This is a genomic window from Pseudarthrobacter phenanthrenivorans (genome assembly GCF_000813845.1).
GTDB lineage: Bacteria > Actinomycetota > Actinomycetes > Actinomycetales > Micrococcaceae > Arthrobacter > Arthrobacter phenanthrenivorans_B.
The window spans coordinates 180,302-205,701 of sequence record NZ_JWTB01000014.1 but is presented as its reverse complement, the minus strand read 5'-3'; the positions used below and the strand labels follow the sequence as shown (position 1 = coordinate 205,701).

Annotated in this window: 24 protein-coding genes; 14 read left to right on the top strand and 10 right to left on the bottom strand. The window is 65.4% G+C overall.

From position 1 onward, the window contains the following. Positions 1 to 21 precede the first annotated feature (21 nt). The 5 genes from RM50_RS08290 to RM50_RS08270 form a co-directional block, all read right to left on the bottom strand. Positions 22 to 1,368, bottom strand: a complete 1,347-nt coding sequence (locus RM50_RS08290) for an alpha-L-fucosidase (protein WP_043451647.1) — start codon at positions 1,366 to 1,368, stop codon at positions 22 to 24. 57 nt (positions 1,369 to 1,425) lie between these two features. Beyond that, entirely contained in the window at positions 1,426 to 2,328 is a 903-nt protein-coding gene (locus RM50_RS08285) for a carbohydrate ABC transporter permease (RefSeq protein ID WP_082007014.1), read from the bottom strand. Further along, positions 2,318 to 3,238, bottom strand: coding sequence for a carbohydrate ABC transporter permease (locus RM50_RS08280; RefSeq protein ID WP_240471915.1), 921 nt, complete (start codon positions 3,236 to 3,238; stop codon positions 2,318 to 2,320). Before RM50_RS08280 ends, RM50_RS08285 begins: the two co-directional genes overlap by 11 nt. A 56-nt stretch (positions 3,239 to 3,294) precedes the next feature. After that, positions 3,295 to 4,548, bottom strand: a complete 1,254-nt coding sequence (locus tag RM50_RS08275) for an ABC transporter substrate-binding protein (RefSeq protein ID WP_240471914.1) — start codon at positions 4,546 to 4,548, stop codon at positions 3,295 to 3,297. Between the two features lie 215 nt (positions 4,549 to 4,763). Next, the gene (locus RM50_RS08270) at positions 4,764 to 5,543 is read right to left on the bottom strand and encodes a FadR/GntR family transcriptional regulator (protein WP_052260050.1); all 780 of its coding nucleotides are present in this window, start codon (positions 5,541 to 5,543) and stop codon (positions 4,764 to 4,766) included. Between the two features lie 184 nt (positions 5,544 to 5,727). On the opposite strand from RM50_RS08270, the gene RM50_RS08265 reads away from it, so the two are divergent. From RM50_RS08265 to RM50_RS08205, 13 genes are all read left to right on the top strand, one after another. Beyond that, a complete protein-coding gene (locus RM50_RS08265; RefSeq protein WP_043451646.1) occupies positions 5,728 to 7,110 on the top strand; it encodes an L-fuconate dehydratase in 1,383 nt (460 codons plus the stop codon). Between the two features lie 9 nt (positions 7,111 to 7,119). After that, positions 7,120 to 7,548 (top strand): RbsD/FucU domain-containing protein, encoded by a 429-nt coding sequence (locus RM50_RS08260; RefSeq protein ID WP_043451644.1) that lies wholly within the window; start codon positions 7,120 to 7,122, stop codon positions 7,546 to 7,548. Beyond that, positions 7,548 to 8,441, top strand: coding sequence for an amidohydrolase family protein (locus RM50_RS08255; protein ID WP_240471913.1), 894 nt, complete (start codon positions 7,548 to 7,550; stop codon positions 8,439 to 8,441). Before RM50_RS08260 ends, RM50_RS08255 begins: the two co-directional genes overlap by 1 nt. A 2-nt stretch (positions 8,442 to 8,443) precedes the next feature. Continuing rightward, complete coding sequence (locus RM50_RS08250; protein WP_043451642.1) at positions 8,444 to 9,415, top strand: aldo/keto reductase; 972 nt, start codon at positions 8,444 to 8,446, stop codon at positions 9,413 to 9,415. Positions 9,416 to 9,451: 36 nt separating this feature from the next. Next, positions 9,452 to 10,297: a fumarylacetoacetate hydrolase family protein gene (locus RM50_RS08245; protein ID WP_043451641.1), complete on the top strand. Its 846-nt coding sequence runs from the start codon at positions 9,452 to 9,454 to the stop codon at positions 10,295 to 10,297. Between the two features lie 27 nt (positions 10,298 to 10,324). Continuing rightward, the gene (locus RM50_RS08240) at positions 10,325 to 11,083 is read left to right on the top strand and encodes an SDR family NAD(P)-dependent oxidoreductase (protein ID WP_043451640.1); all 759 of its coding nucleotides are present in this window, start codon (positions 10,325 to 10,327) and stop codon (positions 11,081 to 11,083) included. Positions 11,084 to 11,150: 67 nt separating this feature from the next. Next, positions 11,151 to 12,446: a hemolysin family protein gene (locus RM50_RS08235; RefSeq protein WP_043451637.1), complete on the top strand. Its 1,296-nt coding sequence runs from the start codon at positions 11,151 to 11,153 to the stop codon at positions 12,444 to 12,446. A 172-nt stretch (positions 12,447 to 12,618) separates the two neighbouring features. After that, positions 12,619 to 13,599 (top strand): LacI family DNA-binding transcriptional regulator, encoded by a 981-nt coding sequence (locus RM50_RS08230; protein ID WP_043451635.1) that lies wholly within the window; start codon positions 12,619 to 12,621, stop codon positions 13,597 to 13,599. Positions 13,600 to 13,724: 125 nt separating this feature from the next. After that, on the top strand, positions 13,725 to 15,044 hold the full coding sequence (locus RM50_RS08225; RefSeq protein WP_043451634.1) for an ABC transporter substrate-binding protein: 1,320 nt from the start codon (positions 13,725 to 13,727) through the stop codon (positions 15,042 to 15,044). Beyond that, positions 15,041 to 16,042, top strand: a complete 1,002-nt coding sequence (locus tag RM50_RS08220) for a carbohydrate ABC transporter permease (RefSeq protein WP_082007013.1) — start codon at positions 15,041 to 15,043, stop codon at positions 16,040 to 16,042. Before RM50_RS08225 ends, RM50_RS08220 begins: the two co-directional genes overlap by 4 nt. Further along, positions 16,039 to 16,938 carry a carbohydrate ABC transporter permease gene (locus tag RM50_RS08215; RefSeq protein ID WP_082007012.1) on the top strand — a complete coding sequence of 300 codons (900 nt, stop codon included), beginning with the start codon at positions 16,039 to 16,041 and terminating at the stop codon, positions 16,936 to 16,938. The genes RM50_RS08220 and RM50_RS08215 overlap by 4 nt, the downstream gene beginning before the upstream one ends. Next, positions 16,935 to 18,527 carry an alpha-amylase family glycosyl hydrolase gene (locus tag RM50_RS08210; RefSeq protein ID WP_043451633.1) on the top strand — a complete coding sequence of 531 codons (1,593 nt, stop codon included), beginning with the start codon at positions 16,935 to 16,937 and terminating at the stop codon, positions 18,525 to 18,527. The genes RM50_RS08215 and RM50_RS08210 overlap by 4 nt, the downstream gene beginning before the upstream one ends. A gap of 97 nt (positions 18,528 to 18,624) precedes the next feature. Further along, positions 18,625 to 19,011 (top strand): hypothetical protein, encoded by a 387-nt coding sequence (locus RM50_RS08205; RefSeq protein WP_043451631.1) that lies wholly within the window; start codon positions 18,625 to 18,627, stop codon positions 19,009 to 19,011. A 15-nt stretch (positions 19,012 to 19,026) separates the two neighbouring features. Here the strand turns inward: RM50_RS08205 and RM50_RS08200 are convergent, their stop codons facing one another. From RM50_RS08200 to fdhA, 5 genes are all read right to left on the bottom strand, one after another. Beyond that, the gene (locus RM50_RS08200) at positions 19,027 to 19,770 is read right to left on the bottom strand and encodes a dienelactone hydrolase family protein (protein ID WP_043451630.1); all 744 of its coding nucleotides are present in this window, start codon (positions 19,768 to 19,770) and stop codon (positions 19,027 to 19,029) included. 65 nt (positions 19,771 to 19,835) lie between these two features. Then, positions 19,836 to 21,197, bottom strand: a complete 1,362-nt coding sequence (locus tag RM50_RS08195; RefSeq protein WP_240471911.1) for an MFS transporter — start codon at positions 21,195 to 21,197, stop codon at positions 19,836 to 19,838. A 67-nt stretch (positions 21,198 to 21,264) separates the two neighbouring features. Beyond that, entirely contained in the window at positions 21,265 to 22,200 is a 936-nt protein-coding gene (locus tag RM50_RS08190) for a serine hydrolase (protein ID WP_043451625.1), read from the bottom strand. Positions 22,201 to 22,442: 242 nt separating this feature from the next. Beyond that, entirely contained in the window at positions 22,443 to 22,796 is a 354-nt protein-coding gene (locus tag RM50_RS08185) for a GNAT family N-acetyltransferase (protein ID WP_043451624.1), read from the bottom strand. Between the two features lie 112 nt (positions 22,797 to 22,908). Continuing rightward, on the bottom strand, positions 22,909 to 24,120 hold the full coding sequence (gene fdhA / locus RM50_RS08180; RefSeq protein ID WP_043451622.1) for a formaldehyde dehydrogenase, glutathione-independent: 1,212 nt from the start codon (positions 24,118 to 24,120) through the stop codon (positions 22,909 to 22,911). Between the two features lie 300 nt (positions 24,121 to 24,420). On the opposite strand from fdhA, the gene RM50_RS08175 reads away from it, so the two are divergent. After that, on the top strand, positions 24,421 to 25,395 hold the full coding sequence (locus RM50_RS08175) for an aldo/keto reductase (RefSeq protein WP_043451621.1): 975 nt from the start codon (positions 24,421 to 24,423) through the stop codon (positions 25,393 to 25,395). Positions 25,396 to 25,400 lie beyond the last annotated feature (5 nt).

The following is a 25,400-nucleotide window of genomic DNA, read 5'->3' as shown; positions in this document are numbered from 1 at the left end:
CCGTCGACGTTACTTCCGGGACTACGCCTTGGGGACGCGGATGATGGCAGGGCCGGGCCGGTCAGGCAACAGGGTGACATTGAGCCCGTCCCCGGTCGCCTGGACCGTTCCACCGGCACCTTCCGCTACCGCCTGTGACAATGAGAACCTGCCCGCGTCCAGCTTGATGGCAGCTTCCGTTCCCCCGCCCGGCGAGTCAACGAAAGCCACGGCCTCCGTTCCGCGGTCCACCCAGCGGATCCAGGGGTCCTCGCTGCTTGCCGCCATTCCATCCTGGAGCGGACGGGCCCCCACAAGGTACTGCTTGGCAGTGGCCATCCACTCGCCGAGACCTGTCAGGGCCTGGCGCTGGATCTCAGGGATGGTCCCGTCGGCCCGGGGACCCACGTTCAAAAGGAAATGGCCGCCGCGGGATACAACGTCTGTGAGGTGGCGGGCCAACTGCCGGCCGGTCAACGACTGCTCCGGACCTTCCACCTGGTTGTAGCCGAAGGAGAATCCGATTCCCCTGCAGTTCTCCCACTCGGATTCGGACTCGTTCTCCCTGGCGGCTTCGTATTCGCTGGTGGCGTAGTCCTTGTGGGTGGCGCCCCAACGGTCGTTCACCACGCCCTGCGGATTGATCGAGTAGAAGTGCTCGAACAGCGTGCCGAGGCCGTGCTCGCCAAAGTGCTTGCCGGCGTCGGGCCATTCGATGTCGTTCCACAGGACGTCCGGCTGGTACTTATCCACCAGGTCCACCACGTGGTTGTAGGCGTACTCGGCGTAGCCGGCGTCCTTGGGGCGGGACGTGTCGTGGACGCTTTCGCTGGTTACGTGCGGCGGGAAGGGACGTACGTGCCAGTCCAGGCCGCCGGAATAGTACAGCCCCAGCTTCAGGCCCTTGTCGTCCACAGCGCGGGCGATTTCGCCGATCAGGTCCCTGCGCGGTCCGCGGTGGACCGTGTTCCGTTCCCCTGTTCCCGGAGCGTCCCAGAGCGCAATACCGTCATGGTGCTTCGTGGTGGGCACCACGTAGTCGGCACCGGCGAATTTGAACAGCTCAGCCCAGTCCGCCGGATCGAACTGTTCTGCTTTCCATTGGTCCAGGAAGGCGTCGTAGTCCTCTCCTCCGAAGACCTCCCGGTGGTGCTGTTGGGCAGGGCTGCCGTCAATGCGGATGGTGTTGTAGTACCACTCCGCGTAGGGGTTGTGGGTAAACCACTCGTGGTCCTCTATGGTGCCCAGCGCGCCGATGGGTTCGGCCCAGGCGGGGACGGAGTAGGCGCCCCAGTGGATGAAGATGCCGAACGGCGCGTTCTGGAACCACTCCGGCACGGGACGGGACAACTTGTTCCAGTCTTCAGGCGTGGCTGTGCTGTCAGTCATGCTGCACTCCAATTTCAGATAGGTGATTTTGGCAATTTTTGTGGTTCAGGGTGGGGCTCAACGGCCGCCGAAGCCGCCCATGCTGACGCCCTTGACCAACTGGCGCTGCAGGAGGATGACGACCAACAGGCTGGGAATGACGGCGAGGGTGGCCGCGGCCATTAACGGCCCCCAGTCCGTTCCGCGTTCACCGGAGAACATGGAGAGGCCGAGTGGGATGGTGGCCTTTGAAACGTCGTTGATGATGATCAGCGGCCAAAGGAAACTGCTCCAGTAATCGATGAAGCTGAACACGGCAACCACCGCGAGGGGTGCACGGACCAGTGGCAGGATGACGCTCCACAGGATCCGGATGGACCCCGCACCGTCAATGCGGGCTGCTTCTTCAAATTCGACCGGGAGGGACAGGAGGAACTGCCGGATGAGGAAGGCCCCGAATGCCCCGAATGCGAACGGAACGATGAGCGCCGGGAGGGAATTCACCAGATCCAGCTTGTTCATCATGATGTACAGCGGGATGACCAGGACCTCCTGCGGCAGCACCAGTGTGCCAAGGAAGACGAGGAACAGCTTGTCGCGGTGCTTGAACTGCAGCCGTGCGAAGGCATACGCGGACAACAACGACACAACTGTCGTCAGTACTGCACCGGCAATGGACACCAGGAAGCTGTTGGCGATGACCTGGGCGAACGGAATGGCCGTCCATGCGGTGAGGTAGTTGGACCATTCCACACGGGAAGCCAGGAAGCTTGAGCCCGTGGAGAAAACCTCGGAAGTCGGCTTCAGGGACGTGGCCACCATCCAGAGGAACGGGAAGAAAAAGATAAGGCCGGCCACGATGATGGCCGCCCGGCTCACATAAGTACCAGTCCGCCTCTTCCTCCGGGTTGCGGTGACTTGGCGGCTCAGTCGCCCGGCGTTTCCGGTGGCGGCGCCCTTGGCCAAGGTGTCAGTTGTCATAGTTGACCAACCTCTTCTGCTGGGAAAACTGCAGCGCGGTGATGAGCATGACGATCACGAACAGCGCCCATGCCAGGGCTGACGCATACCCAAGCTTGTCGAAGGAAAAGCCGTTTCGGTACAGGTAGAGCACGATCGTGTTGGTGGACTCTCCCGGGCCGCCCAGCGTGAGCAGGTACGGCTGGGTGAAGACCTTGAAGGATCCAATGATGGTCATCACCGTGCAAAAGAAGAGCGACGGCGACAGCATCGGCAGCACCACGCGGAAGAACCGCTGCCATGCCCCGGCACCGTCAATGCGCGCTGCTTCGAGCAGGTTGGGTGAGATTCCGTTGAGCCCGGCGCCGAGGACGATGATGTTGTAGCCGATGCCCTGCCACAGGGACATGGCAATCAGTGATCCCATCGCGAGCTGGCTGTTGCCCAGCCAGGACGGGCCGTGGATGCCGACATTGGCCAGAAGACTGTTGACGACGCCGTCGTCGGTCAGCATCAGCCGCCATACCAGCGCATTCGCCACCATTGGAGTGACAACCGGGACGAAGAAGACGACCCGGAAGAAGGGGCCCCAGCTGCCCAGGTTGTGCAGCCATGTCGCTACTGCCAGTGCCAGGACGAGGTTCAACACCGTATAGCAGACGGCGAAGAACAACGTGTTGCCCAGGACAGTCCAGAAGACGGGATCCCCGGCCAGCATGCGCGTGTAGTTTTCCAATCCTACGAACTTGGGCGTACCGAACAGGGGCCAGTCGAACAGGCTGATCACGAGGGAGGCGACGAGCGGCACCACGATGAAGATGAGGAACCCCAGCATGCCGGGAGCCAGGTACGCAGCGGCGAGCTTTCCATGGCCGGTAACCCTGGCCGGCTTCTTCGCATTCTTTACGGCGAGCGTCGGTAATGCAGTCATCGTTGACCTATTCCTTGAGCGGGGCAGGCTCCAGGCCGGAGCCCGCCCCGGGAGGATTACTTGGCTGAGTTGGCGATGGTGGAAAGGATTTCCTGGGCTGACTTGCTGCCCCTGAACCCGTCGCCGGAGTACTGAGTGAAATTTGTTTCCACCTGGTTCCAGGTGGGCGTGGTCACCAGGGGGCGCCCGGACTTCAGCAGGGCTTCGACCACGGCGACGTCGGCCGCGGGCTTGTTTCCGGCCCAGTCCTTGACGGCGGATTCCACGGACGGCACCGTCCCGCGCGCTGCGCCGACGGCTCCAACAACCTCAGGGGTCGTAATCTTCATGATGTTCTTGAAGGCCGTTTCCTTGTCCTTGCAGGACGCCGCGATGGCGAAGGCGGAGCCTTGGATCATTCCGATACCCTGTCCCGATGTCGAAGGAATGACGGCGATGCCGACCTTGCCCTGCGTCTTGGTGGTAAGTGTGTCGTACATCCACGGACCGTCAATGATCATGGCCGCCTTCCCGCTCATGAACTGCTGCTCCGGGACATCGCTGCCGTCCGACGCCTGGGGAGCGCTGGCGACCTTTTCCTTGGCGGCGAGGTCAAAGGCAAACTGCTGGTCCCGCACCAAACCCTGGTTGGTCAGGTCCAGCTTCCCGTCTTTGACCGGTTCATTGCCGTTGGCAAAGGCCAAGGGCAGGCCCGGGCCGGCGCCGAAGCCCGGCGGAACGGCCAAACCCGTGACGCCATCCTTTGTGAGTGCCTTAAGGTCGGACGTGAACTGGGTGGTGGTGTAATTGAGCGTTGGTTCCTTTACGCCCGCTGCGGCCAGGAGATCCTTGTTGTAGTAGAGGACCACAGGTTCAGCGTCATACGGGATGCCGCGGAGGGTTCCGTCAACCGTCAAGCCATCGATCATCGCCTTGTTGTACATGGACACGTCAATGTTGTTGCTCTTGACCATGTCATCAAGCGGCACGGTCAGGTCCTTGAGCTCCTGGGCGCGGGCTGCCTGCGTGGTAATGATGCAGGGTGCGCCGGAACTGGATAGGCGCGTCTTCACTTTTGTCCAGTAGTCGTTGAAGCTGGGGCCTTCGAGCGTGAGGTCGAAACCGGGGTCCTTTTTCTTCGCCGCGTCCACGAAGGCCTGCCATTGGGCACGGTCGTTTTCATTGCTGATCCAGGTGTACATGGAGGAGGCTTCCTTGCCCCCGCCGGATGATGAACCTGCGCTTGAACCACAGGCGCTCAGGGTGCCCACTGCGAGGGCTGCCACCGCGGCCGCTGTCAACAGCCTGCCGGTAACGCGGTTGATCGACACGATGAATGTCCTTTCATTAGCTGGGGACAAAGGCTGCCCTGCGGCGTCTGGTCGCTTTCCCGATGGGTTTCCGCAACCTTTGTTCCAACAGAATGACCCTGCCCTCGTCGGGAAGTCAAGGATTCATCTGATCTTTTATGCTAATTTCCCCTCAAGAACCGTGAGAGCCAGCCTTTTACTGCCGTATTGCTCTACAAGGTCTGACGAATATTCGTCTAGCGGGCGCTGCTCCCGCCCTCCATAACTCCCGCCGCATCGCCACCCCGGTCCTCAAGGGCCGGTTCAGGGATGGCCGTCACATAGTCCTCTACGGCATATAGGTGGTTGGCCATCCGCGTCCTGGCGCGATCTGCGTCGTGCCCGCGCAACGCCTCCAGAATGCCAAGGTGCTCTCGGTGCGTGGCCTGCAGACCCTCGTTGTCGTGAAGGGAGCGCCACATGCGCCCCCTTATGGTGTTGCTCGACACGGTCTCGATCAGCGCGGACAGTACGTGGTTGGAGGATGCCTGCGCGATCAGGCGGTGGAACTCGACGTCGCACTGCATTGCAGCCTCGTGCTGGATAGGTTCTGCCTGAATAGCGGCATGCGCGCGTTCCAGAATGCGTTCTGCTTCGTCAAGCTGATCTTTGCCGATCTGGACGGCCGCGGCGGCAGCAGCCTCGGTCTCCAGCGCCCTGCGGACCGTATGCACCTGATTCGCGCGCTCACCGTCCTGCAGACCCACCCAGAATTCCATGGCGGAGAGGAGGGCGGCGGGCTCCAGGCGGGTGACGAACGTGCCGGCACCTTGCCGTGTTTCCAGGATTCCCATGACAGACAGGGCCCGCACGCCTTCGCGCAGGGACCCCCTGGAGACCTGCAGTTCCGCGGCGAGGTCCTTCTCGATGGGCAGCCGATCCCCCGGCCGCAGACGGCGGGAGGAGAGCATTCGTTTCACGCCCGAAATGACGACGTCAGTCTGCGACATCGCACCATGGGCGGCTCCGTTGGTCATGGATGCCGCCCTTCTTTCTGTTCCGTCAGTTTGGGTTTCCACTAACCGCTCCACTTTCATCCGATGAATTGCTTGGAAAAGCTATCCAAGTCCTATATTCTCATCAAATACTTCCAAATACATCTGATGACGCTTGCGCCGCCGCCGCAGCGTCATTCTCGCAGCCTCATCGAGAGGATTCACCTTGCCACAGATCACCGGATTTGACGTGTTCGACGTGCGCTTTCCGACGTCGCTCTCGGCCGACGGCTCGGATGCCATGAACAAGGACGGGGACTATTCCGCCGCCTACATCATCTTGAAGACCGACAACCCCGAAGTGTACGGATGCGGGTTTACCTTCACCATCGGCCGGGGCAATGACATCTGCGCGGCCGCCATGGAACTCCGGGCCCGTCCCCTTGTGGGGCTGGACGCCGATGCAATCTGCATCGACCTGGGAGGGACGTATCGAAGCCTCAAACGCGATTCGCAGCTCCGCTGGCTCGGACCCGAAAAGGGCGTGGAGCACCTTGCACTTGGTGCCGTGATGAATGCCGTATGGGACATGGCAGCCCGGCGGGCGGGCAAGCCACTGTGGCGGCTCCTGGTCGACATGACGCCTGAACAGATTGTCGATGCTGCCGACCTTACGTATCTGTCGGACGCGCTGACCCGGGACGAAGCATTGAACCTCCTGGCCCGCCTCGTCCCGTCCAGGGACGAACGGCTCCGCCAGCTGACCCGCGACGGCTACCCCTGTTACACCACATCCGCAGGGTGGCTCGGGTACTCCGACCAGAAGCTCCGGCGGCTCTGCCAGGAGGCGGTGGACCAGGGGTACCGCCACATCAAGCTCAAAGTAGGTGCCTCGCTGGAGGACGACATCCGGCGCCTTCGCATCGCCCGCGAGGTCATGGGACCCGAAGGGAACCTGATGATCGACGCGAACCAGGTGTGGGACGTTCCCCAGGCGATTGACTGGGTGAAGCAGCTGTCCGAATTCAACCCCCTGTGGATCGAGGAACCCACCAGCCCCGATGATGTGCTGGGCCACGCCGAGATCCGCCGGGCAGTGCAGCCGATCGGAGTGGCGACCGGCGAGCACGGCATGAACCGGGTCCTCTTCAAGCAACTCTTCCAGGCCGGGGCCATCGACTACTGCCAGCTGGACGCCTGCCGGCTCGCCAGTGTCAACGAAGTACTCGCGGTCCAGCTGATGGCGGCCAAGTTCGGTATCCCGGTGTGTCCCCACGCCGGCGGAGTGGGCCTGTGCGAGCTGGTCCAGCATTTGTCCATCTTCGATTTCATCGCCGTTTCGGGGGACCTTACCGGACGGGTCACCGAATTTGTTGACCACCTGCACGAACATTTCGTGGACCCTTGCCTCGTCAAGGACGGCGCCTATGTCATGCCTGCCAATCCGGGGTATTCGGCAGAGCTCAAGGAGCAGACCCTACAGGAATACGCCTTTCCCCGCGGCAGCTACTGGGCCGGAACAGAAGCCGGCCGGGCGGAAACGGCATGGCGGCAGGCCCACGATGGCCAAGCCGTTGCCTTCGCGAGCGTGCGGGCAGGAGAAGGGTAGGAAACAGCCATGATCAACTACACCCTTACGCATCCCGGCCTGCTTGCTGCCCTCGCCGAATCCGGCCATGGGTCGCAGATTCTGGTTGCCGACGCCAACTACCCCCACAACACGGGAGCACCGGCATCCGCCAGGCGCATCGCGTTGAACCTGAGGCCCGGCCTGCTCACCATCGACCAGATCCTCGAAGTGCTGGTCGACGCCGTTCCTCTCGAAGCGGCAGCGGTGATGACGCCGCCTGATGGAAACTGGACGGAGGCGGTCAGGGGCTATCAGCAGGCGCTGGGCACCGCGGTTCCCATCACCTCCCATCAACGCTTTGGGTTTTACGACGCCGCTCGGTCGCCCGACGTCGCCGTTGTCATCGCCAGCGGTGACACCCGGCACTACGCGAACCTGCTGCTGACCATCGGGGTCCGGCCTGACGGTACCGCCTGATGGAAGCATCCTCCTTGCAGGTGATCGACGCACACGTCCACGTCTGGGACCCCGCTGTGCTCGACTACGCCTGGTTGGCCGACGCCCCCGGCCTGAACAAGCCGTTCCTCCCGGACGATCTTCCGCACCACGGGGCCAGCACCAGTGCAGCGGTCTTCGTGCAGGCCGATTGCCGTGACGACCAGACATTGAAGGAAGTGGACTGGGTGACCGGGCTCCGGGCGGGTTGGCCGGAACTGGCCGGGATCGTGGCCTTTGCCGCCATCAGCCGCGGGGACGCGGTGGCGGCGGATCTCGACCAATTACTGGAGCGGCCCCTGGTCCGTGGAGTGCGGCAGCTCTTCCAGGACCGGGATGAGTCGTTCATGCTGCATCCGGCAACGCTGGCGGGGGCACGGCAAGTAGCCAGTGCCGGGCTGGTGTTTGACGCCTGCATCCGCGCCCCGCAGCTTGAGGCCCTGGCCGAGTTTGCCGGCCTCGTCCCCGACCTGCAGATTGTGCTGGACCACATGGGCAAACCTCCCGTCGCCCGCGGGGATCAAGCGATGTGGCGTACGGGCATGCGGGAAGTTGCAAGGCGCCCCAACGTCGTCGTCAAAATCTCCGGGGCCGGCGCGGAGGCGGACCCGAACCGGCCGCTGGCGCCCCAGGCATCACCCTTTGTCAGCGAAACGCTGGACCTTTTCGGAGCCGGGCGCTGCATGGTCGGCAGCGACTGGCCCGTCTCCCTCACCGGGCAGCCCGCCTACCAGGAGTGGCTCACCATTGTGGAACAGGCAATGGTGGGCGCGTCCGACGGCGAGCGCAAAAGTGTCCTGCACGGAACGGCAACCCGCATCTATCAGCTTCAACCGCCGCCACGACAGCCACCCACGAACCAGGAGAAGGACTGAAAATGCAAGCAGAAACCCGCACCATCCCGGACACGGACGTCCAGCTGCCGGTACTCGGCTTCGGCGGGGCGCCCATCGGCAATCTCTACCGGCAGGTGCCGGAGCAGGAAGCGCTCGACGCCGTCACCTCGGCGTGGGAGGGCGGCGTCCGGTACTTCGATACCGCACCGCACTACGGGCTGGGGCTGTCCGAACGCCGCCTTGGTGCGGCGCTGGCCGGGCTGGACCGCGACAGTTACGTGCTCAGCACCAAGATCGGGCGGCTCCTCCGGCCCAACCCGTCCCCGCAGGGCACGGATACCGAGGGGTTCGACGTCCCGGACGAGCTCCACAGGGTTCGGGACTACTCCCGGGACGGCGTGCTGCGCTCCATCGAGGAAAGCCTGCAGCGGCTGGGCACCGACCGGATCGACATCGTCTACATCCATGACCCCGACGACTACTGGACCGAAGCCGTCGAGGGAGCCGCACCCACCCTTTCCGCGCTCCGCGACGAAGGCGTGATCGGCGCGTGGGGCGCGGGCATGAACCAGTCCGGGATGCTCCACCGTTTCGTCACCGAGACGGACATCGACGTGGTCATGCTCGCCGGCCGGTACACGTTGCTGGAGCAGGGAGCCGCACAGGACCTGCTTCCGGCATGCATCGAACGCGGGGTCGGGGTGGTGAACGTCGGCGTCTTCAACTCCGGACTGCTGTCCAAGGAACGGCCGGCCGCCAACGCCACATACAACTACGCACCTGCCCCGCAGGACCTGCTGGACAGGGCCAACCTGCTGGCGGACATCTGCGAATTGCACGGAACCACGCTTCCCGCGGCCGCCCTCCAGTACCCGTACCAGCACCCGGCCGTGACAAGCGTCGTCCTGGGCATGCGGACGCCGGCCCAGGTGCAGCAAAACCTCGACCTGGCCTCCCAGAAAGTGCCGGACGCGCTCTGGGCCGACCTCCGCGACCGCGGGCTCATTACCTGACCGCACAGCCCACCCCTATTGAGAAGAGAAGGAACAATGCAATTTGCGCGCATAGGTGCCCCGGGCAAGGAAGTGCCCGCCCTGCTGCACGACAAGAAGTACTACTCCCTGGAGCAGCTGGCGGCCGATATAGACGCCGGCTTCTGGGAATCCGACGGTCCGGGACGCGCGGCCGTCGCGCTCGAAGCCGGGGAATTAACCGAACTCGCCGTCGACGGGGCACGCATCGGCGCTCCGATTGCCCGGCCCTCCTCCGTCATCTGCGTCGGCATGAACTACGCCGCGCATGCCGCTGAATCCGGCTCCGCCCCGCCTTCGGTCCCGATCATCTTCCACAAGGCTCCCAACACGGTGGCAGGTCCCTTCGACGCGGTGGCCATCCCCCGTGGTTCCACCAAGACCGACTGGGAAGTGGAACTGGGGGTGGTCATTGGCCGCCGCGCTTCGTACCTGGACTCCCCGGCACAGGCCCGTGACCACATTGCCGGGTTCGTCACCGTCAACGACCTGTCCGAGCGCACCTTCCAGCTTGAGGTGTCCGGCGGCCAATGGTCCAAAGGCAAGAGCTGCGCGGGTTTTTGCCCCACCGGCCCCTACCTTGTCACCCCTGACGAGGTGGATGCCGGGAACCTGCCGCTGCGCAGCTGGGTCAACGGTGAACTCCGCCAGGACTCCACCACCCGCGACCTGATCTTCGGGGTGGAACAGGTGATCCATGACCTCAGCCAATTCCTGGTCCTCGAGCCTGGAGACCTCATCTGCACCGGAACCCCCGAGGGAGTAGCCCTGTCCGGGCGCTTCCCCTACCTGAAGGCCGGTGACGTCGTCGAACTTGAAGTGGCGGGGCTTGGCCGCCAGCGGCAGGAATTCTTCCAGGGCTAGGCAGCCCGCCATCGAAAGGATCAAACAATGGAGTTTGCTGGACTCAAGGCAGTTATCACGGGCGGGGCATCCGGCATCGGCGCGGCGGCGGCGAAGCTTCTCCAGGAGCGGGGCGCCTCGGTCGCCGTGCTGGACCTCAACCCGGACCAGGCACCCGCAGGGATAAAGGCCATCCACTGCGACGTCTCCGACGATGCCTCCGTCCGCCAGGCCATTGAAGAAGCTGCGCAGCAGTTGGGCGGGATCGACGTCGTGGCCAACAACGCCGGGGTGGGCGCCCAGGGCACCATCGAGGCCAACGACGACGACGAGTGGCACCGGGTGTTCGACATCAACGTGTTGGGAATGGTCCGCGTCTCAAGGGCGGCACTGCCCCACCTGCGGCAGTCGGAGCACGCGGCCATCGTCAACACCTGTTCCGTAGCAGCCACCGCAGGCCTCCCGCAGCGGGCACTGTACAGCGCCACCAAGGGTGCTGTGCTGTCGTTGACTTTGGCCATGGCCGCCGACCACCTGCAGGAAGGCATCAGGGTCAACTGCGTCAACCCGGGGACGGCTGACACGCCCTGGGTCGGCCGGCTCCTGTCCGCAGCGGCGGACCCGGAGGCAGAGCGCGCCGCACTGGAGGCGCGCCAGCCCCACGGCCGGCTCGTCTCCCCCGAGGAAATCGCTGCTGCCATCGCATACCTGGCCAGCCCCTTCGCCGGTTCGACCACGGGCGTGGACCTGGCAGTCGACGGGGGCATGCAGGCACTCCGGCTCCGGCCGCGCACCCCCCGGTCCTGACATAAGTGTCCTGACGTAAGTGTCCTGACGCAGCGCCAAGCGCGCCCCGGCTCTGTAGTGTCATGTCATGGACAGCGGCGCCGTGGTCAACATCGCTTTGGTTCTGGGTTTCGTGCTGCTGGGCGGCGTGTTCGCAGCGGCTGAGATGGCCCTCGTGTCCCTGCGGGAAAGCCAGGTGCGCCGGATCGAGAAGTCCGGCCCCCGCGGAGTCCGGACTGCCGAGCTGGCGCGCAACCCCAACCGGTTCCTTTCCACCGTACAGATCGGGGTCACCCTTGCGGGGTTCTTCTCCGCGGCCTATGGCGCCTCGGAAATAGCGCCCGGCGTCGTCCCCCTGCTGGAGGCCGCCGGGCTGGGCGCGGCGGCAGGGCCAATGGCTTTCATCGGCATGACCCTGCTGGTTGCCTACCTGTCCCTGGTCCTGGGTGAATTGGCGCCCAAGCGGCTGGCGCTGCAACGGCCGGTGGTCTTCACCAGGATCCTGGCTCCGCCGCTGATTGCGTTTTCAAGGGCAATGCGGCCGGTCATCTGGCTCCTGTCCGTCTCGACGGACGCCGTGGTGCGGCTCCTCGGCGGCGACCCGCGGGCCAGGCGGGAGGGCATCAGTTCTGAAGAACTCTGGGACATGGTGGCGGAAAGCGAACTGCTGGAGGAAAGCAGCCGGAGCATCGTGGCCGACGTGTTCGGTGCAGGCGACCGGACACTTCAGGAGGTGATGCGCCCACGTACGGAAGTAACGTTCATCGACGGCGCCACCACCATCGCCGATGCCCGGAGCATGGTCAGGGATGGTCCGTATTCGCGGTTCCCCGTCATCGGGAAAGGTCCGGACGACGTGTTGGGGTTCGTGCATATCCGTGACCTCATGCCCCGCGATGAGGCGCAGGACCGGCGCCCGGTGCGCACCATTGCCAGGGAAATCCTGGCGCTGCCCGGCACCAACCGGGTGCTGCCCTCGCTGTCCCGGATGCGCAAGGTCAACCAGCACATTGCGCTGGTGGTGGACGAGTACGGTGGCACGGACGGTGTGGTGACGCTCGAAGACCTGGTGGAAGAGCTTGTGGGCGAAATCTACGACGAGTACGACACCGGCGCCGAGCACGAGGACCGCGTCAGCGTCGCCAACGGAACCATCGACGTCGACGGCGGCCTGATCCTGCAGGAGTTCAGGGCAGCCTCCGGAATAGAACTGCCCGAGGGCCACTATGAGACAGTGGCGGGATTCATCATGGACCGGCTGGGACGCCTTCCACGGGCGGGCGACCGCGTGCAGGTCCCCGGCTATGTGCTGACGGTCCTGAGCATGGACAGGCTCCGGATCGCACGGGTCCGCGTCACCCCGGCCACCGACCGGCCCGGGTAGGAGTACGACGGCGGCACGCGGCTTGGAGGGGCGGCGGCACTGCCTGGGCGGCGTTTACGAAACGCATGCGGTTCCGTTCCTTGTCCATTTACTGTTGTTGAGGCACTTCACGCAACCGTTTTCGTAAACCGTTTGCGTACGTGCCACAGAGCACCGGCGGGAAAGGGAAACAGTGGTAACCATCAGGGACGTGGCGCAACATGCCGGAGTGTCCCCTGCCACCGTTTCCCGCGTCGTCAATGGCCTCGTAGGGTACTCGGACGAAACCCGGGAACGCGTCGTGGCCGCCGTCCGGAAGCTCAGCTACGAAACGGATTACTTGGCCCGGGGCCTGAAGACCCGCCAGACTTCAGTGATCGGGCTCCTCGCGCCGATGGTTTCGGATGCCCTCGCCTCCAAGGTCATGCAGGGCGTCGAGCAGGAAGCCCAGGAGCGCGGCTACGCCGTCATGCTGGGACGCACCGGGGCCAAGTCCGCCTTCATCGCCGGCTACCTGAGAACCTTGCGAACCTACCGGTCCGCCGGGGTCATCCTCATCTCCGCGGTCATTACCCAGGAAACGCGGCAGCTGCTGGGACCCAACATCCCCATCATCTCCGTGGCCATCAGCGACAAATCCGGGTCGCCGAGTGTTGCCATCGATGACGAACAGGCAGCCTACGACGCAACCCGCCACCTGCTGCGGATAGGGCACCGCCGCATCGGCTTACTGGCGGGAGATCCCGGCTCGGTCTTCGTGGCCAAGCCCCGCGAGCGCGGCTACCTCCGCGCCATGCAGGAGGCAAAATGTACGCCGGTCACGGCCACCGGCAGCTTCTTTTACGAAAGCGGGGCGGCCGGACTGGACGAACTCCTGGCTCAGGATCCCGGATTGACTGCCATCTTCGCGGTGAGCGACGAGATGGGGGCCGCAGTGGTCAACGAACTCCAGAGGCGGGGCCGGAAAGTGCCTGAGGACGTCTCCGTCCTGGGCTTCGACAACACTTCCACCTCGCTGCACGTGCACCCGCCGCTGAGCACCATGGGCCAGCCGCTTGAGGAGATGGGACGGATGGCCGTAACCAAACTCCTCCGCGCGCGGGACCTCGGACCCAAGATCATGCCCCACCGGCTCATCGAGCGCGGTTCCACCGCGCCGCCGCCCACCACCTGACCAGCCACCGCACGCACTCCCCCACCCAAGGCAACGCCCGGCACATCTCCGTGCCGCCGTCGTCGTACTTCTCCATGCCCGCAACCCCTGATTCGCATCACAAATATCCCCAGAAGGAGCATCACATGAGGCAGCGCCGCCGCACTTGGCAGACACTTCTCACCACCACCGCACTCGTCACGGCAGTCGCCACCGGGCTCACGGCCTGCGGAGGTTCCTCACCCCAACCAAAAGCCAGCAGCAGCCCGGCCGCGGCGTTCGAGGGCAAGGGCCCCATCAACTACGTCTCCTCCCGGGATGCCTCCGGTGCCGCCAACAAGAGCATCGAGGAATGGAACGCGGCCCACCCGGACGAAAAGGTCACCTTCATCGAACTCCCCGACTCCGCGGACCAGCAGCGCCAGCAGCTGATCCAGAATGCCCAGATCAAGTCGGACACGTTCAGCGTGCTGAACCTCGACGTGGTGTGGAACTCCGAGTTCGCCGCCAACAAGTGGGTCCTGCCGCTGCCTGCGGACGCCGTGCCCACGGACAAGATGATCCCCGCCACCGTCAACGCCGCCAAATACCGGGACACCTTGGTAGGTGCGCCGTACTACACCGACGGTGCGCTCTTCTACTTCCGCCAGGACCTGCTCACCGCCGCCGGAGTTGCCGCCCCGCCCAAGACCTGGGACGAAATGAAGGACGCCTGCAAGAAGATCCTGGCCCTGCCTGAAGCGGCCGGCATGTCCTGCTACGCGGGCCAGTTCGACAAGAACGAAGCCCTCACCGTGAACTTCTCCGAGGCAGTGGCTTCCGCCGGCGGCAGCGTGGTTGACGCCGACGGCAAGCCCACGGTGGACACCCCCGAAGCAAAGAAGGGCCTGTCGCTGCTGGTTGACGGGTTCAAGGAAGGCCTCTTCCCCTCGGACGCCATCACCTACCTCGAGGAACAGGGCCGCCGCGCGTTCCAGGACGGCAAACTGGTGTTCCTACGCAACTGGCCCTTCGTCTACGCCTCCCTGAGCGCCACGGACGGCTCCAGCAAGGTGGCCGGCAAGTTCGGCATCACTTCCATCCCCGGAACCGACGGCCCGGGCGTCTCCACCCTGGGCGGCCGCAACCTGGCCGTCTCCCCCTTCACGCCCAACAAGGCCACGGCCCTGGAGTTCATCAAGTTCTTCACCAGCGAGGAACAGGCCAGGAAGCGCCTTGAACTGAGCTCCCGCGCACCCGCCTACGCCGACCTCTACCAGGACCAGGCCGTCGTCGCCAAGCGCCCCTTCTTCCCCAACCTGCTTGAGTCCCTGCAGAACGCCCAGCCCCGCCCCAAGGTGGTCCAGTACGGCGCCACCACCAAGGCCATCCAGGAAGAGGCCTACGCCGCGATCACCGGCCAGAAGACCACCGACGCCGCCCTGGCGGACATGCAGTCCAAGCTCAAAGAGATCTCCTCGAAATGACAAGCTCCGCAACCCTCAACCGGACACTGAACGGGCCGCCCGGCGCGGGCCGCACCCCGGGCGAAGGCCGGATGGCGGCCCTGCTGCTCTCCCCCACGCTCCTGGTGTTGGCGCTGGTGATCGCCTACCCGCTCATTTCGGCCATCCACCAGTCCCTGTACCGGGCCCAGTCAGGGCTGGACGCTGACGGTTACGTCACCGAAGGGGAAGCGTTCGTTGGCCTGGCCAACTACGCGGACCTCTTCTCGGGCGAAGCCGGCCAGCAGTTCTTTAACGCGTTCGGCAACACCACCTTCTTCACCGTCACCACCGTGCTGCTGGAGACCGTTTTGGGCCTGGCCCTGGCACTGGCCATGAACCGGGCCTTCAAGGGCAGGTCCTTCCTCCGCGCCAGCATCCTGGTGCCATGGGCCGTCCCCACGGCGGTGTCCGGCCTGCTGTGGCGCTGGATCTTCCAGTCCGACGGCATCGCCAACACCCTGCTGGGCAGCGAAATCCTCTGGACCGCGGAGGGAGCCGCCTCCAAGGTTGCCGTCATCGTCGCGGAAGTCTGGAAGACGGCTCCCTTCATCGGCCTGCTGGCGCTGGCCGGCATGCAGATCATTCCGGACGAAGTGTACGAGGCCGCCAAGATCGACGGCGCCGGCTGGTGGCGGCAACTGGGTGCCATCACGCTGCCGCTGGTAAAGCCCACCCTGCTGGTGGCCGTGCTGTTCCGCATGCTCGACGCGCTGCGCATGTTCGACCTGCCTTTCGTCCTCATCGGCCCTGGCAAGCAGTCGGTGGAAACACTGTCCATGCTTGCCTGGGACGAGTCCAACCAGCTTCGGTACGGCTCAGCATCCGCTTTTGCCGTCATCCTGATCCTCTACGTCGCGGCCGTGGCGATCGTGTTCGTCAAGGTGCTGGGCGCCGACATCACCGGGGCGAAGCAGCTGGGCGCCAAACGCCGTGCCCGCAAGGCAGACCGCATCCAGAAAGCCGAGGCCGCCCAATGACCATCACAGACCTCCGGGCGCTCTCCAAAGCCGGGACCGCGGCGTCGGGCGCTCCTGCCAGGACCGGGCAGAAACGCGGCTGGCGCTCCTACTCCGTCTACGCGGGCCTGGTGCTGATCATCGTCTACTGCCTGGCCCCGTTCTACTGGATGATCGTCTCCAGCCTGCGCCGCACCGCCGACATCTTCGACAACACCCTCCTCCCGAACCCCTTCTCGCTGGAGAACTACACCAAGGTGTTCGACGGCTCCACCATGTTCGGACAGGCGCTGCTGAACAGCCTGATCGTTGCCGGCGTGACCACGGTGGCCGCCCTGGTGCTGGGCATCTTCGCCGCCTACGCCATCTCCCGGCTGAACTTCCGGTTCAAATCGGTGATCCTCGGCGTCATCATTGCCACGTCCATGTTCCCGGGGATCTCCGTGGTGGTGCCGCTGCTGCGTTTCTTCACGGACCTGGGCTGGATCAACACGTATCAGGCCATGATCATCCCCAACCTGTCCTTCGCCATTCCGCTGGCCGTCTGGAACCTCACCACCTTCATGAAGCAGCTGCCCTTCGACCTTGAGGAAGCCGCCATGATCGACGGCTGCACCAAGTGGCAGGCGTTCCGGAAGGTCCTGCTGCCGCTGGCCGCGCCGGGCGTGTTTACCACCGCGATCCTGACCTTCATCCACAGCTGGAACGAGTTCATCATTGCGCTGTCCATGATCAACGACCCCAGGATCCAGACCGCCACAGTGGCCATTTCCAAGTTCACCGGCGCCACCGAGTTCCAGGCGCCGTTCGGCGAGCAGATGGCCGCCGGCGTCATCGTCACCATCCCCCTGGTGGTCATGGTGTTGGTGTTCCAGCGCCGGATCGTGGAAGGCCTGACCGCTGGAGCCGGGAAGTGAGCGGGGACTGGTGGGATTCCGCCGTCATCTACGAGGTGTACCCCCGGTCCTTCGCGGACGGTGACGGCGACGGCGTAGGCGACCTCCCCGGGCTGAGTGAACGGCTGCCGTACATCGCTTCCCTTGGCGTGGACGGGATATGGATGACCCCTTTCCAGCCCTCCCCACAGGTGGACCAGGGCTACGACGTCAGTGACTACTGCGGGGTTGATCCGCTGTTCGGCACGATGGCGGACTTCGATCAGTTGCTGGATAAAGCGCATGGCCAGGGCCTGCGGGTCCTGCTGGACGTGGTCCCCAACCACTGCTCATCCGCACATCCGCTGTTCCAGCAGGCCCTGGCCGCCGGCCCGGGCTCACCGGAACGCGAGCTCTTCCATTTCGTGGAAGGCCGCAGTTCCTCCCCGGACTCCCCCAGCGACCTCCCGCCCAACAACTGGCAGAGCGTCTTCGGCGGCCGGGCGTGGTCCCGCGCCAACCCTGGTTCGGCTACTGACACCCAGTGGTACCTGCACTTGTTTTCGTCCGGGCAGCCTGACTGGAACTGGCGTAACCCTGAGGTGGGCGACTACTTCGAAGGAGTGCTGCGCTTCTGGTTCGACAAGGGCGTGGATGGCCTCCGGATCGACGTGGCGCACGCCCTGTTCAAGGCCGACGGAATGCCGGACGCGCCGTCGGCCAGCCCGGTGGTGGACGGCCTGCGGTCCAATCCGCTGGTTTCGGACCAGGAGGAGGTGCATGAGGTATACCGCCGCTGGCGGAGGCTGGCTGAAAAGTACCAGCCGCACCGTCTGCTGGTGGGCGAAGTGAACCTCGAACCGGCCAGGGCCGCCCGCTACACCCGAGCAGATGAAATGCACCAGGCCTTCGCGTTCGCCTTCGTCAAACTGGGCTGGGACCCGGCCGCCTGGGCGAAGGTTGGCACCGAGCTTGAGGAGGCACGGAAGCTGCACGGCGCAGCCCCCACCTGGGCCCTGGAAAACCACGACATCGTCCGATCCGTGACGCGTTTCGGTGGCGGCCTGCAAGGGACGAGGCGGTCACGTGCTGCACTGGTGGCGCTTCTCGGCCTTCCGGGAGCGGCGTACATTTACCAGGGCCAGGAACTGGGGCTTCCCGAGGTGGACGTCCCGGAGGAGGCGCGCGTTGACCCGATGTGGGCACGCGGCGGCGTCACCCGCGACGGTGCCCGCGTTCCCCTCCCGTGGACGGAGGACCCCGCGGGCAGCCACGGCTTTTCAGCTGTCGGCGGGGCTCCGTCCTGGCTGCCCACTCCGGACGGGTGGGGCACCCGCGCCGTTGAGCGCCAACAACGGGACCCGGGGTCCCACCTTGCCCTGGCCAGGCAGGCCATCGCCCTGCGGCGCCGGCTTTGGGCAGACGGCACCTTCACCGTGAACGACGGCGGCACATGGCGCCTGCAGGAAGGTGGCCTGCTGCTGTGCCAACGCAGCCCCTGCTTCCTGGTGGCGGTCGCCATGGGGAGTGCCCCCGCCCGGCTGCCTGCCGGCGTCGTACTCTTCAGCGCCTTCCCGCTGGAACAGGACGGGTGGTTGCAGCCGGACAACGCTGCCTGGCTGCGCCTGTAGCAGCAGCCGCCTCCGGGGACCAATGGCCCTAGGGCAGGACGTGGGTCACCGACACAGTTAAGGCACCATGCAGCCCCACCCGGCAGACAGGACGACCATGTTCACCAAGCGCACCACCCTTCTAGCCGCCGCCCTGGCCTTTGCTGCTGCAGCCGTCGCGGCGCCCGCACAGGCTGCGGGCAGCGGCGGCGCGGACGTCGACCGGACAAGCGGCTGCCAGGACAATCAAGAGGTGTGCCAAACGGTCCTGACTCCGAGCGGCATCCGTTCCAGCTCCACCTTCAGCAACTGGGTTGATACAGATCCGGGCGACGGAACCACCACCCGGACGCGCATGAGCTCCCACAGCCTCGAGCAGGACGGCGTATCCATCGAAGTGGGCCTGCATTACGCGCAAACCACCGGCGGATGCACGGACCGGGAGGACAGCCAGCAAGCCGGGGACGGCCGCGGGTACAACCACGAGGTGTACCGCTGCCCGTGACCGCCCGGCGGGCACCTACACGCTGAGGTTCCGGTCGAGGAAGGCGAGCGTACGCCTCCATGAGTCTTCGGCGGCCTCAGCGTTGTAGGTGTACCTGTTGGTGTCGTTGAAAAAGGCGTGCCCGGTTCCCGGATACACGACGGCTTCGAAATCCACCCCGGCAGCCCGCATCTGCCGCTTCAGCCCGGGCAGCTCCTCCATGAGGGCGCTGTCCTGCCCGCCGTAGAAGGCCAGGACGGGGCAGTTGATGGCGCGCAGCTCCGCGTCCCTGAAGTCAGCGTGGCCGTAGAACGGAACGGCGGCCCGCAGCCGGGGTTCGGCAACCGCCAGGGAAAAGGTGTAGGTGCCGCCCAGGCAGAAGCCGGTCGCGGCCACCCGCCCCGCCAGTCCGGGCAGGCCTTCCAGATGGTCGAAACACACCCGGAGGGCGGCCAGCGCGTGCTTGGCGTACTCCGGTGCGCGGATCGGTGCCATGTGTTTCCGCAGCCGCGGCTGGGCATCGCTGCGCTGCTGCGGATCAAAGGCAGCCGCCTGCAGCTCTCCGCTGAGATCCGGCACTCCCCCGGCTCCGGTCAGCAGGTCCGGTGCGACCACCACGTAGCCTTCCGCGGCAAAACGGTCCGCCACATCCTTGGTCTGCGGGACAAGCCCCCACACTTCGTGGACCACCACAAGCCCGCCCCTGGGAGCCGCGGCCGGTTCACTGACGTACGCCTGGACGGACGTTGCGGCATTGCCCAGAGCCATCATGTTTCCCATCCGGCCAGCATGGCACGCCCGCCGGACGCTTCATAGGGGTTCACCGGATGCTTCCACCGGGCCGGCTACGCCTTCCGCTGCCGCCAGAACACGGAAATCCCGAACGTCACGGCACACAGCACCAGCATGGCCAGCACCATCCGCAGCCAGCTGTCCTGGTGCACCCCGCCGGCGGCAAACACACCGATCATGACGGTTGCGGTGATCGCCCCCACGTAGCGGCAGGTCTGGTAGATCCCGGCGGCAACGCCGCGCTCCTGGGGCCGGGTGGAGACGAACATGCCCTGGTTCGTGGCGATGCTCACCGTCCCGTACGGGATGCCCATCAGCGCCGTCAGCACCACCACCACCGGGATGGCCAGTGTCCCGGTCAGGAGCCACATGAGTGCCGCCACCACGGTCAGGAGCACGACGCCGGTGAGCAGCACCCGCCGGACACCCCACCGCCCCATCGCGGAGACGGCCCACGGGGTGGCCACCACGGACATGCCCGCCAGGGGCAGCATCAGCAGGCCCACCACCCCGGGATCGTAACCACCGGCTTCCTGCAGCAGCTGCGGGAGGCCGAAGAAGACAAAATAGTAGACGCTGCTGAACACAGCGAAGGCCAGGTACACCAGCATCAGCGGCCTGTTCCCGCCCAGCAGCCGCAGGTCCAGGAATGGCTTGGCAAACCGCAGCTCCCGCCAGGCAAACAGCGCCGCGATGACGGTACCCCCAGCGAGCATCCACCAGCGGTAGGCCGGCGCCACATTGAGCGCCGCCATCATGACCAGCAGGAGCGCACCGATGAATCCCGCGATGCCGGGAACGTCCGAATCGCGGACCAGCTCTGCGACGCTGCCGCGCTCCCTGACTTTGTCCGGCGGTGCGGCCTGCCGGACGATCAACAGCGCCGCCAACGCTAGGGGGACGTTGATCAGGAACAGCGACTCCCAGCCCACCAGGCCCACCAGCAGGCCGCCGACGACAGGCCCCACCGCAGCCGCCGACGTGTTGGCCATCTGCAGCCGCCCCAGCGGGCGTGCGGTGTCCACCTTGGCCTGGTGCGCAAGCGCCCCCACCATCACCACGGCGCTGGGATAGGCGGTGGCGGTGCCCAGCGCCATGACCGCGCGCGCCACACAGAGCAGAGCGAAGTTCGGCGCCAGCGGGGCCAGGGCGCAGGTGACGGCCACCAGCCCCATGCCCAGCAGGAACATCCGCCGGGGCCCGAACCGGTCCGCCAGCCGGCCCATGACCGGTTGCCCTGCGGCCGATGCCAGGTAGAACGAGGTGACAACCCAGGTCACGGCAGCGACGTCGAGGCCAAAATCGGCGCGCAGGACCACCAGGGCAACGGCGATCATGGACGAGTTCAGCGGGTTCAGTGCCGTGCCCAGGCTGAGGCCGGCGACGGCCAGGGAAGTCCGGGGTTTGTTGCTCACGGTAACAGTCTGGCGCATGGCTTCCGGTGCGGGCGACTTGGCAGACCCCCTTGGGGCGCGGTGTTGGCTACTTGCTCGCCAGCCCCACCGGGAAGAGGGCGTCCTCCACCGCCCGGGTCAGGTCCCGGATCACCTGGGCCTGGCCGTCGTCGGCAACGCCCTCGCGGTTCTCCGTGTAGATCACCAGCGCAAAGGTGGAACCGCGGTAGCTAAGCAGGGCGGCATCGTGCAGCTCACCGGAGACTTCCCCGTACTTGTGGTGCACATCCACTCCGGACCGCGACCCGGCAGGAATGAGGTCCTCGTTGTTGGTGTCCTGCATATAGCTGAGCAGCTGCTGGGTGTGGTCCCCATCCAGGAGCTCCCCGGCGTACAGCTTCTTCAGGATCAGGGCCATGTCGGCGGCGGTCAGCAGGTTCTGTTCGGGGTCGTACGTGACGCCGATCGAGTCCGCGTAGGCAATCAGCTGCGGGTAGCCTACGGCGTCCATGAGCAGCAGCCAGGAATCATTGTTGCTGTCATTGACCATGGCCTTGAGCTGGAAGGCGGCGTCATAGTCCCCCATGGGTTCATCCAGGCTCGCCTGCCCGTTCTCCACCAGGTGGTAGTAGGCAGCGGCCGTCAGGATCTTCGCCGTGCTGGCCGCGGTAAAGGTGTCCTGGTCCCCGAATGTCCGTTCCGCTCCGCCGGACACGTCGGCGAGCGCCAGCCCGATGCGGTATTCATCCGCCTCACTGAGGATGTTGTCCACGCTGTCCTGCAACGTCGCCGGGGCTGCCGCCACCGGCGCAGCGGGTACCGCCGGCTGGGTGGGGGCAACGGTGCCCGTCGGCGGCTCGGACCGCACCACTGCGAGGGTGATGGTGCCCACGATGACCAGCACCACGGCCAGGGCCAGGAAAAGCAGCCGCCCGTGGCCCTCCCGCCTGCTGGACGGTGGCTTGCCAGGCGCGGGCTGCGGGGCACCGCGGCCTGGTTTAGGCACCACGGGGTGCACGGACATACAAGGGCTCCTGTCCCGCTTCGGCAATCACAAGCAACGTCAGCCCGGCGTTGAGCCGCGCTGACAGATGCTGATTAAATCACCGGAGGTTGGGAGCTTCCTGAAGGCTTGCGGGGTGTTCCGCGGTGGTCTTCACGACACGCAAGCAACTCCTCGACGCGCGTATCGATTCACGCGCACCATATTCCGGGCGCGCCAGGAAATGTGCGCCTCGAAAACCATTCTGCGCGTCGGATGCGGTTCTAGGCGCGGGTCCGGGCAGCCAGCGCGCCCTCCAGGAATTCGAGGTGGGCCGGGGTGACGGCGACAACGCTGGCCGAGTATTCCGGGTGCTTGGCCAGGAACTTCTTGATGAACGGGCACACCGGCGCAATGCGGCTGCCGGACTCGACCGTGCTGTCCAAGGCAGCCGTGGCGAGCTGGCCGGCCAGGCCCTGCCCGCCGTATTCCTCGTTGATGACCGTGTGGTAGAAAATCCGCTGCGGCGACTCCCCGCCGTCGTATTCCTTGTAGGCCGCCTTGCCGATCACGTTGCCGGCGTCCAGGATCTCGAAGCGCTCGCGCCCGGGGTTGTGGCGGACGGTGATGTCACTCAAGGGGTACTCCTTTGTTAGCGGTTGGTGCTGCCCGTGCCAAGCCTAACCCGGCCCGGGCAGCCCTTATTTCCGCAAACGCGGTTCCCTGGGGGCGTCTCCGTCCGCCGTCCCGTCAGCTGAGGTAGCCGTTGGGATTGAGGACGTACTTCGTGGCCGCGCCGGCGTCGAACTCGGCGTAGCCCTTGGGCGCCTCCTCCAGCGGAATCGCCTTCGCATTGACATTCTTGGCGATGTTGACCCGGTCGTTGAGGATGGCCATCATCAGCTGACGGTTGTACTTCATCACCGGACACTGGCCCGTGGTGAAGCTCAGCGACTTCGCCCAGCCGGTGCCGAGGCTCAGGCTTAGCGACCCCTTCTTGGCTGCCTCGTCAATGCCGCCCGGATCACCTGTCACGTACAGGCCGGGGATGCCCAGCGCCCCGCCCGCCGCGGTGATGTCCATCAGCGTGTTCAGCACGGTCGCGGGTGCTTCCTGCGCTCCCTTGCCATGGCCGCGCGCTTCGAAGCCCACCGCGTCCACGGCGCAGTCCACCTCGGGCACGCCCAGGATCTGCTCGATCTGGTCCTTCGGATCACCCTGGGTCAGGTCCACGGTTTCGCAGCCGAAGCTGCGGGCCTGCGCCAGCCTGCCGTCGTTCATGTCGCCAACAATGACGACGGCGGCACCCAGCAGGTGTGCGCTGGTGGCCGCTGCGAGGCCCACGGGACCGGCTCCGGCCACGTAAACGGTGGAACCTACGCCCACGCCGGCCGTGACCGCGCCGTGGAAACCGGTGGGGAAGATGTCCGAGAGCATGGCCAGGTCCAGGATCTTCTCCATGGCCCGGTCCTTGTCCGGGAACTTCAACAGGTTCCAGTCCGCGTAAGGCACCAGGACATAGTTCGCCTGGCCGCCAACCCAGCCGCCCATGTCCACGTAGCCGTAGGCGCTGCCGGGCCGGTCCGGGTTCACGTTCAGGCAGATGCCCGTCTTGCGTTCCTTGCAGTTCCTGCAGCGGCCGCAGGCGATGTTGAAGGGCACCGAGCAGAGGTCGCCCACTTTGATGAATTCAACGTCGCGGCCCACCTCCACCACTTCGCCGGTGATCTCATGGCCAAGCACCAGGTTGGGTGGGGCGGTGGTGCGGCCGCGGACCATGTGCTGGTCCGAGCCGCAGATGTTCGTGGCCACCGTTTTGAGGATTACCCCGTGGTTGACCGGGCGTCCAACGTTGGCGGGATTAACCCCGGGCCCATCCTTGAGCTCGAACGTTGGGTAGTCAATGTCGATTACTTCTACCTTGCCGGCTTCCTTATAGGCAACGGCTTTGTTCCCTGTCATCTATCGCTCCTGTAGTCAGGCGTCCGGTGGGACGGCCGTGATCTTGGTAGGTGGGACATCCCGCGCGGGAACTGCGCTGGTCCAAGGGTTTTCCTGCCGTATCCGGTGGTCAGGTATCGGTTCCCGGGTTGGGGATTCGCCCAGTCTAGGCACGGCCCCCATGGCGGTCTAGGGGTAACAGCCCCCAGTTTCAGGCGCAATCCGGAGGGTATGCGCTTATAGTGGCGTACGCTGCACCGGCCCGGCCATGGACACCGGCCGGCCGGTTCGACATCAGGTTCGACCTTGAGGAGAAACGGCATGAAAACGCGCACCATCGGACAGTTGACGGTTTCCGCCCTGGGCCTGGGCTGCATGGGCATGAGCGAGTTCTACGGCAACGGCGACGAGCAGGAGTCCATCGCCACCATTCACGAGTTCCTCGATGCCGGCGGATCGCTGCTCGAAACCGCCGACATGTACGGCCCTTTCACCAACGAGGAACTGGTGGGCAGGGCAATCGCCGGACGCCGCGGGGACGTTGTCCTGGCCACGAAGTTCGGAAACGAGCGCCGTGAAGACGGCTCCTGGGTGGGCATCAACGGCCGGCCCGACTACGTCAGGTCCGCCTGTGACGCCAGCCTCCGGCGCCTGGGCGTGGACCACATCGACCTCTACTACCAGCACCGCGTGGACAAGACCGTCCCCATCGAGGACACGGTGGGCGCCATGGCGGAACTGGTCCAGGCCGGGAAGGTCCGCCACCTGGGCCTGTCGGAAGCATCCGCGGACACCATCCGCCGGGCCCACGCCGTTCACCCCATCACCGCACTCCAGACCGAGTACTCGCTGTGGGAGCGGGAGCCGGAAACCAAGGTGTTTCCCGTGCTCGCCGAGCTGGGCATCGGGTTCGTCCCCTACAGCCCGCTGGGCCGCGGCTTCCTGACCGGGCAGATCCGCAGCGCGGACGACTTCGCCGAGGATGACTTCCGCCGCCATTCGCCGCGCTTCCAGGGGGAGAATTTCACCCGGAACCTGGAACTCGTGGACCGGGTGAAGAACCTGGCGGACCGGAAGCAGTGCACGCCGGGCCAGCTGGCCCTCGCGTGGCTGCTCGCCCAGGGTGAGCACATCGTCCCCATCCCCGGGACCAAGAAGCGGGAACGGCTGCGCGAAAACCTGGGCGCCGTTGATGTCGAGCTCAGTCAGGACGAGCTGCAGCTGCTTGACCAGCTGGCACCGGCCGGAGCAACGGCGGGTGCGCGCTACCCCAACATGTCCACCATTGACGTCTGACCCCT

What these genes read in the sequence shown, in the direction of transcription:
- RM50_RS08290 (WP_043451647.1), bottom strand. Translation starts at nt 1,368, where the DNA reads ATGACTGACAGCACAGCCACGCCTGAAGACTGGAACAAGTTGTCCCGT.
- RM50_RS08285 (WP_082007014.1), bottom strand. Translation starts at nt 2,328, where the DNA reads ATGACAACTGACACCTTGGCCAAGGGCGCCGCCACCGGAAACGCCGGG.
- RM50_RS08280 (WP_240471915.1), bottom strand. Translation starts at nt 3,238, where the DNA reads ATGACTGCATTACCGACGCTCGCCGTAAAGAATGCGAAGAAGCCGGCC.
- RM50_RS08270 (WP_052260050.1), bottom strand. Translation starts at nt 5,543, where the DNA reads ATGACCAACGGAGCCGCCCATGGTGCGATGTCGCAGACTGACGTCGTC.
- RM50_RS08260 (WP_043451644.1), top strand. Translation starts at nt 7,120, where the DNA reads ATGATCAACTACACCCTTACGCATCCCGGCCTGCTTGCTGCCCTCGCC.
- RM50_RS08255 (WP_240471913.1), top strand. Translation starts at nt 7,548, where the DNA reads ATGGAAGCATCCTCCTTGCAGGTGATCGACGCACACGTCCACGTCTGG.
- RM50_RS08250 (WP_043451642.1), top strand. Translation starts at nt 8,444, where the DNA reads ATGCAAGCAGAAACCCGCACCATCCCGGACACGGACGTCCAGCTGCCG.
- RM50_RS08245 (WP_043451641.1), top strand. Translation starts at nt 9,452, where the DNA reads ATGCAATTTGCGCGCATAGGTGCCCCGGGCAAGGAAGTGCCCGCCCTG.
- RM50_RS08240 (WP_043451640.1), top strand. Translation starts at nt 10,325, where the DNA reads ATGGAGTTTGCTGGACTCAAGGCAGTTATCACGGGCGGGGCATCCGGC.
- RM50_RS08235 (WP_043451637.1), top strand. Translation starts at nt 11,151, where the DNA reads ATGGACAGCGGCGCCGTGGTCAACATCGCTTTGGTTCTGGGTTTCGTG.
- RM50_RS08225 (WP_043451634.1), top strand. Translation starts at nt 13,725, where the DNA reads ATGAGGCAGCGCCGCCGCACTTGGCAGACACTTCTCACCACCACCGCA.
- RM50_RS08220 (WP_082007013.1), top strand. Translation starts at nt 15,041, where the DNA reads ATGACAAGCTCCGCAACCCTCAACCGGACACTGAACGGGCCGCCCGGC.
- RM50_RS08215 (WP_082007012.1), top strand. Translation starts at nt 16,039, where the DNA reads ATGACCATCACAGACCTCCGGGCGCTCTCCAAAGCCGGGACCGCGGCG.
- RM50_RS08205 (WP_043451631.1), top strand. Translation starts at nt 18,625, where the DNA reads ATGTTCACCAAGCGCACCACCCTTCTAGCCGCCGCCCTGGCCTTTGCT.
- RM50_RS08200 (WP_043451630.1), bottom strand. Translation starts at nt 19,770, where the DNA reads ATGGGAAACATGATGGCTCTGGGCAATGCCGCAACGTCCGTCCAGGCG.
- RM50_RS08190 (WP_043451625.1), bottom strand. Translation starts at nt 22,200, where the DNA reads ATGTCCGTGCACCCCGTGGTGCCTAAACCAGGCCGCGGTGCCCCGCAG.
- fdhA (WP_043451622.1), bottom strand. Translation starts at nt 24,120, where the DNA reads ATGACAGGGAACAAAGCCGTTGCCTATAAGGAAGCCGGCAAGGTAGAA.
- RM50_RS08175 (WP_043451621.1), top strand. Translation starts at nt 24,421, where the DNA reads ATGAAAACGCGCACCATCGGACAGTTGACGGTTTCCGCCCTGGGCCTG.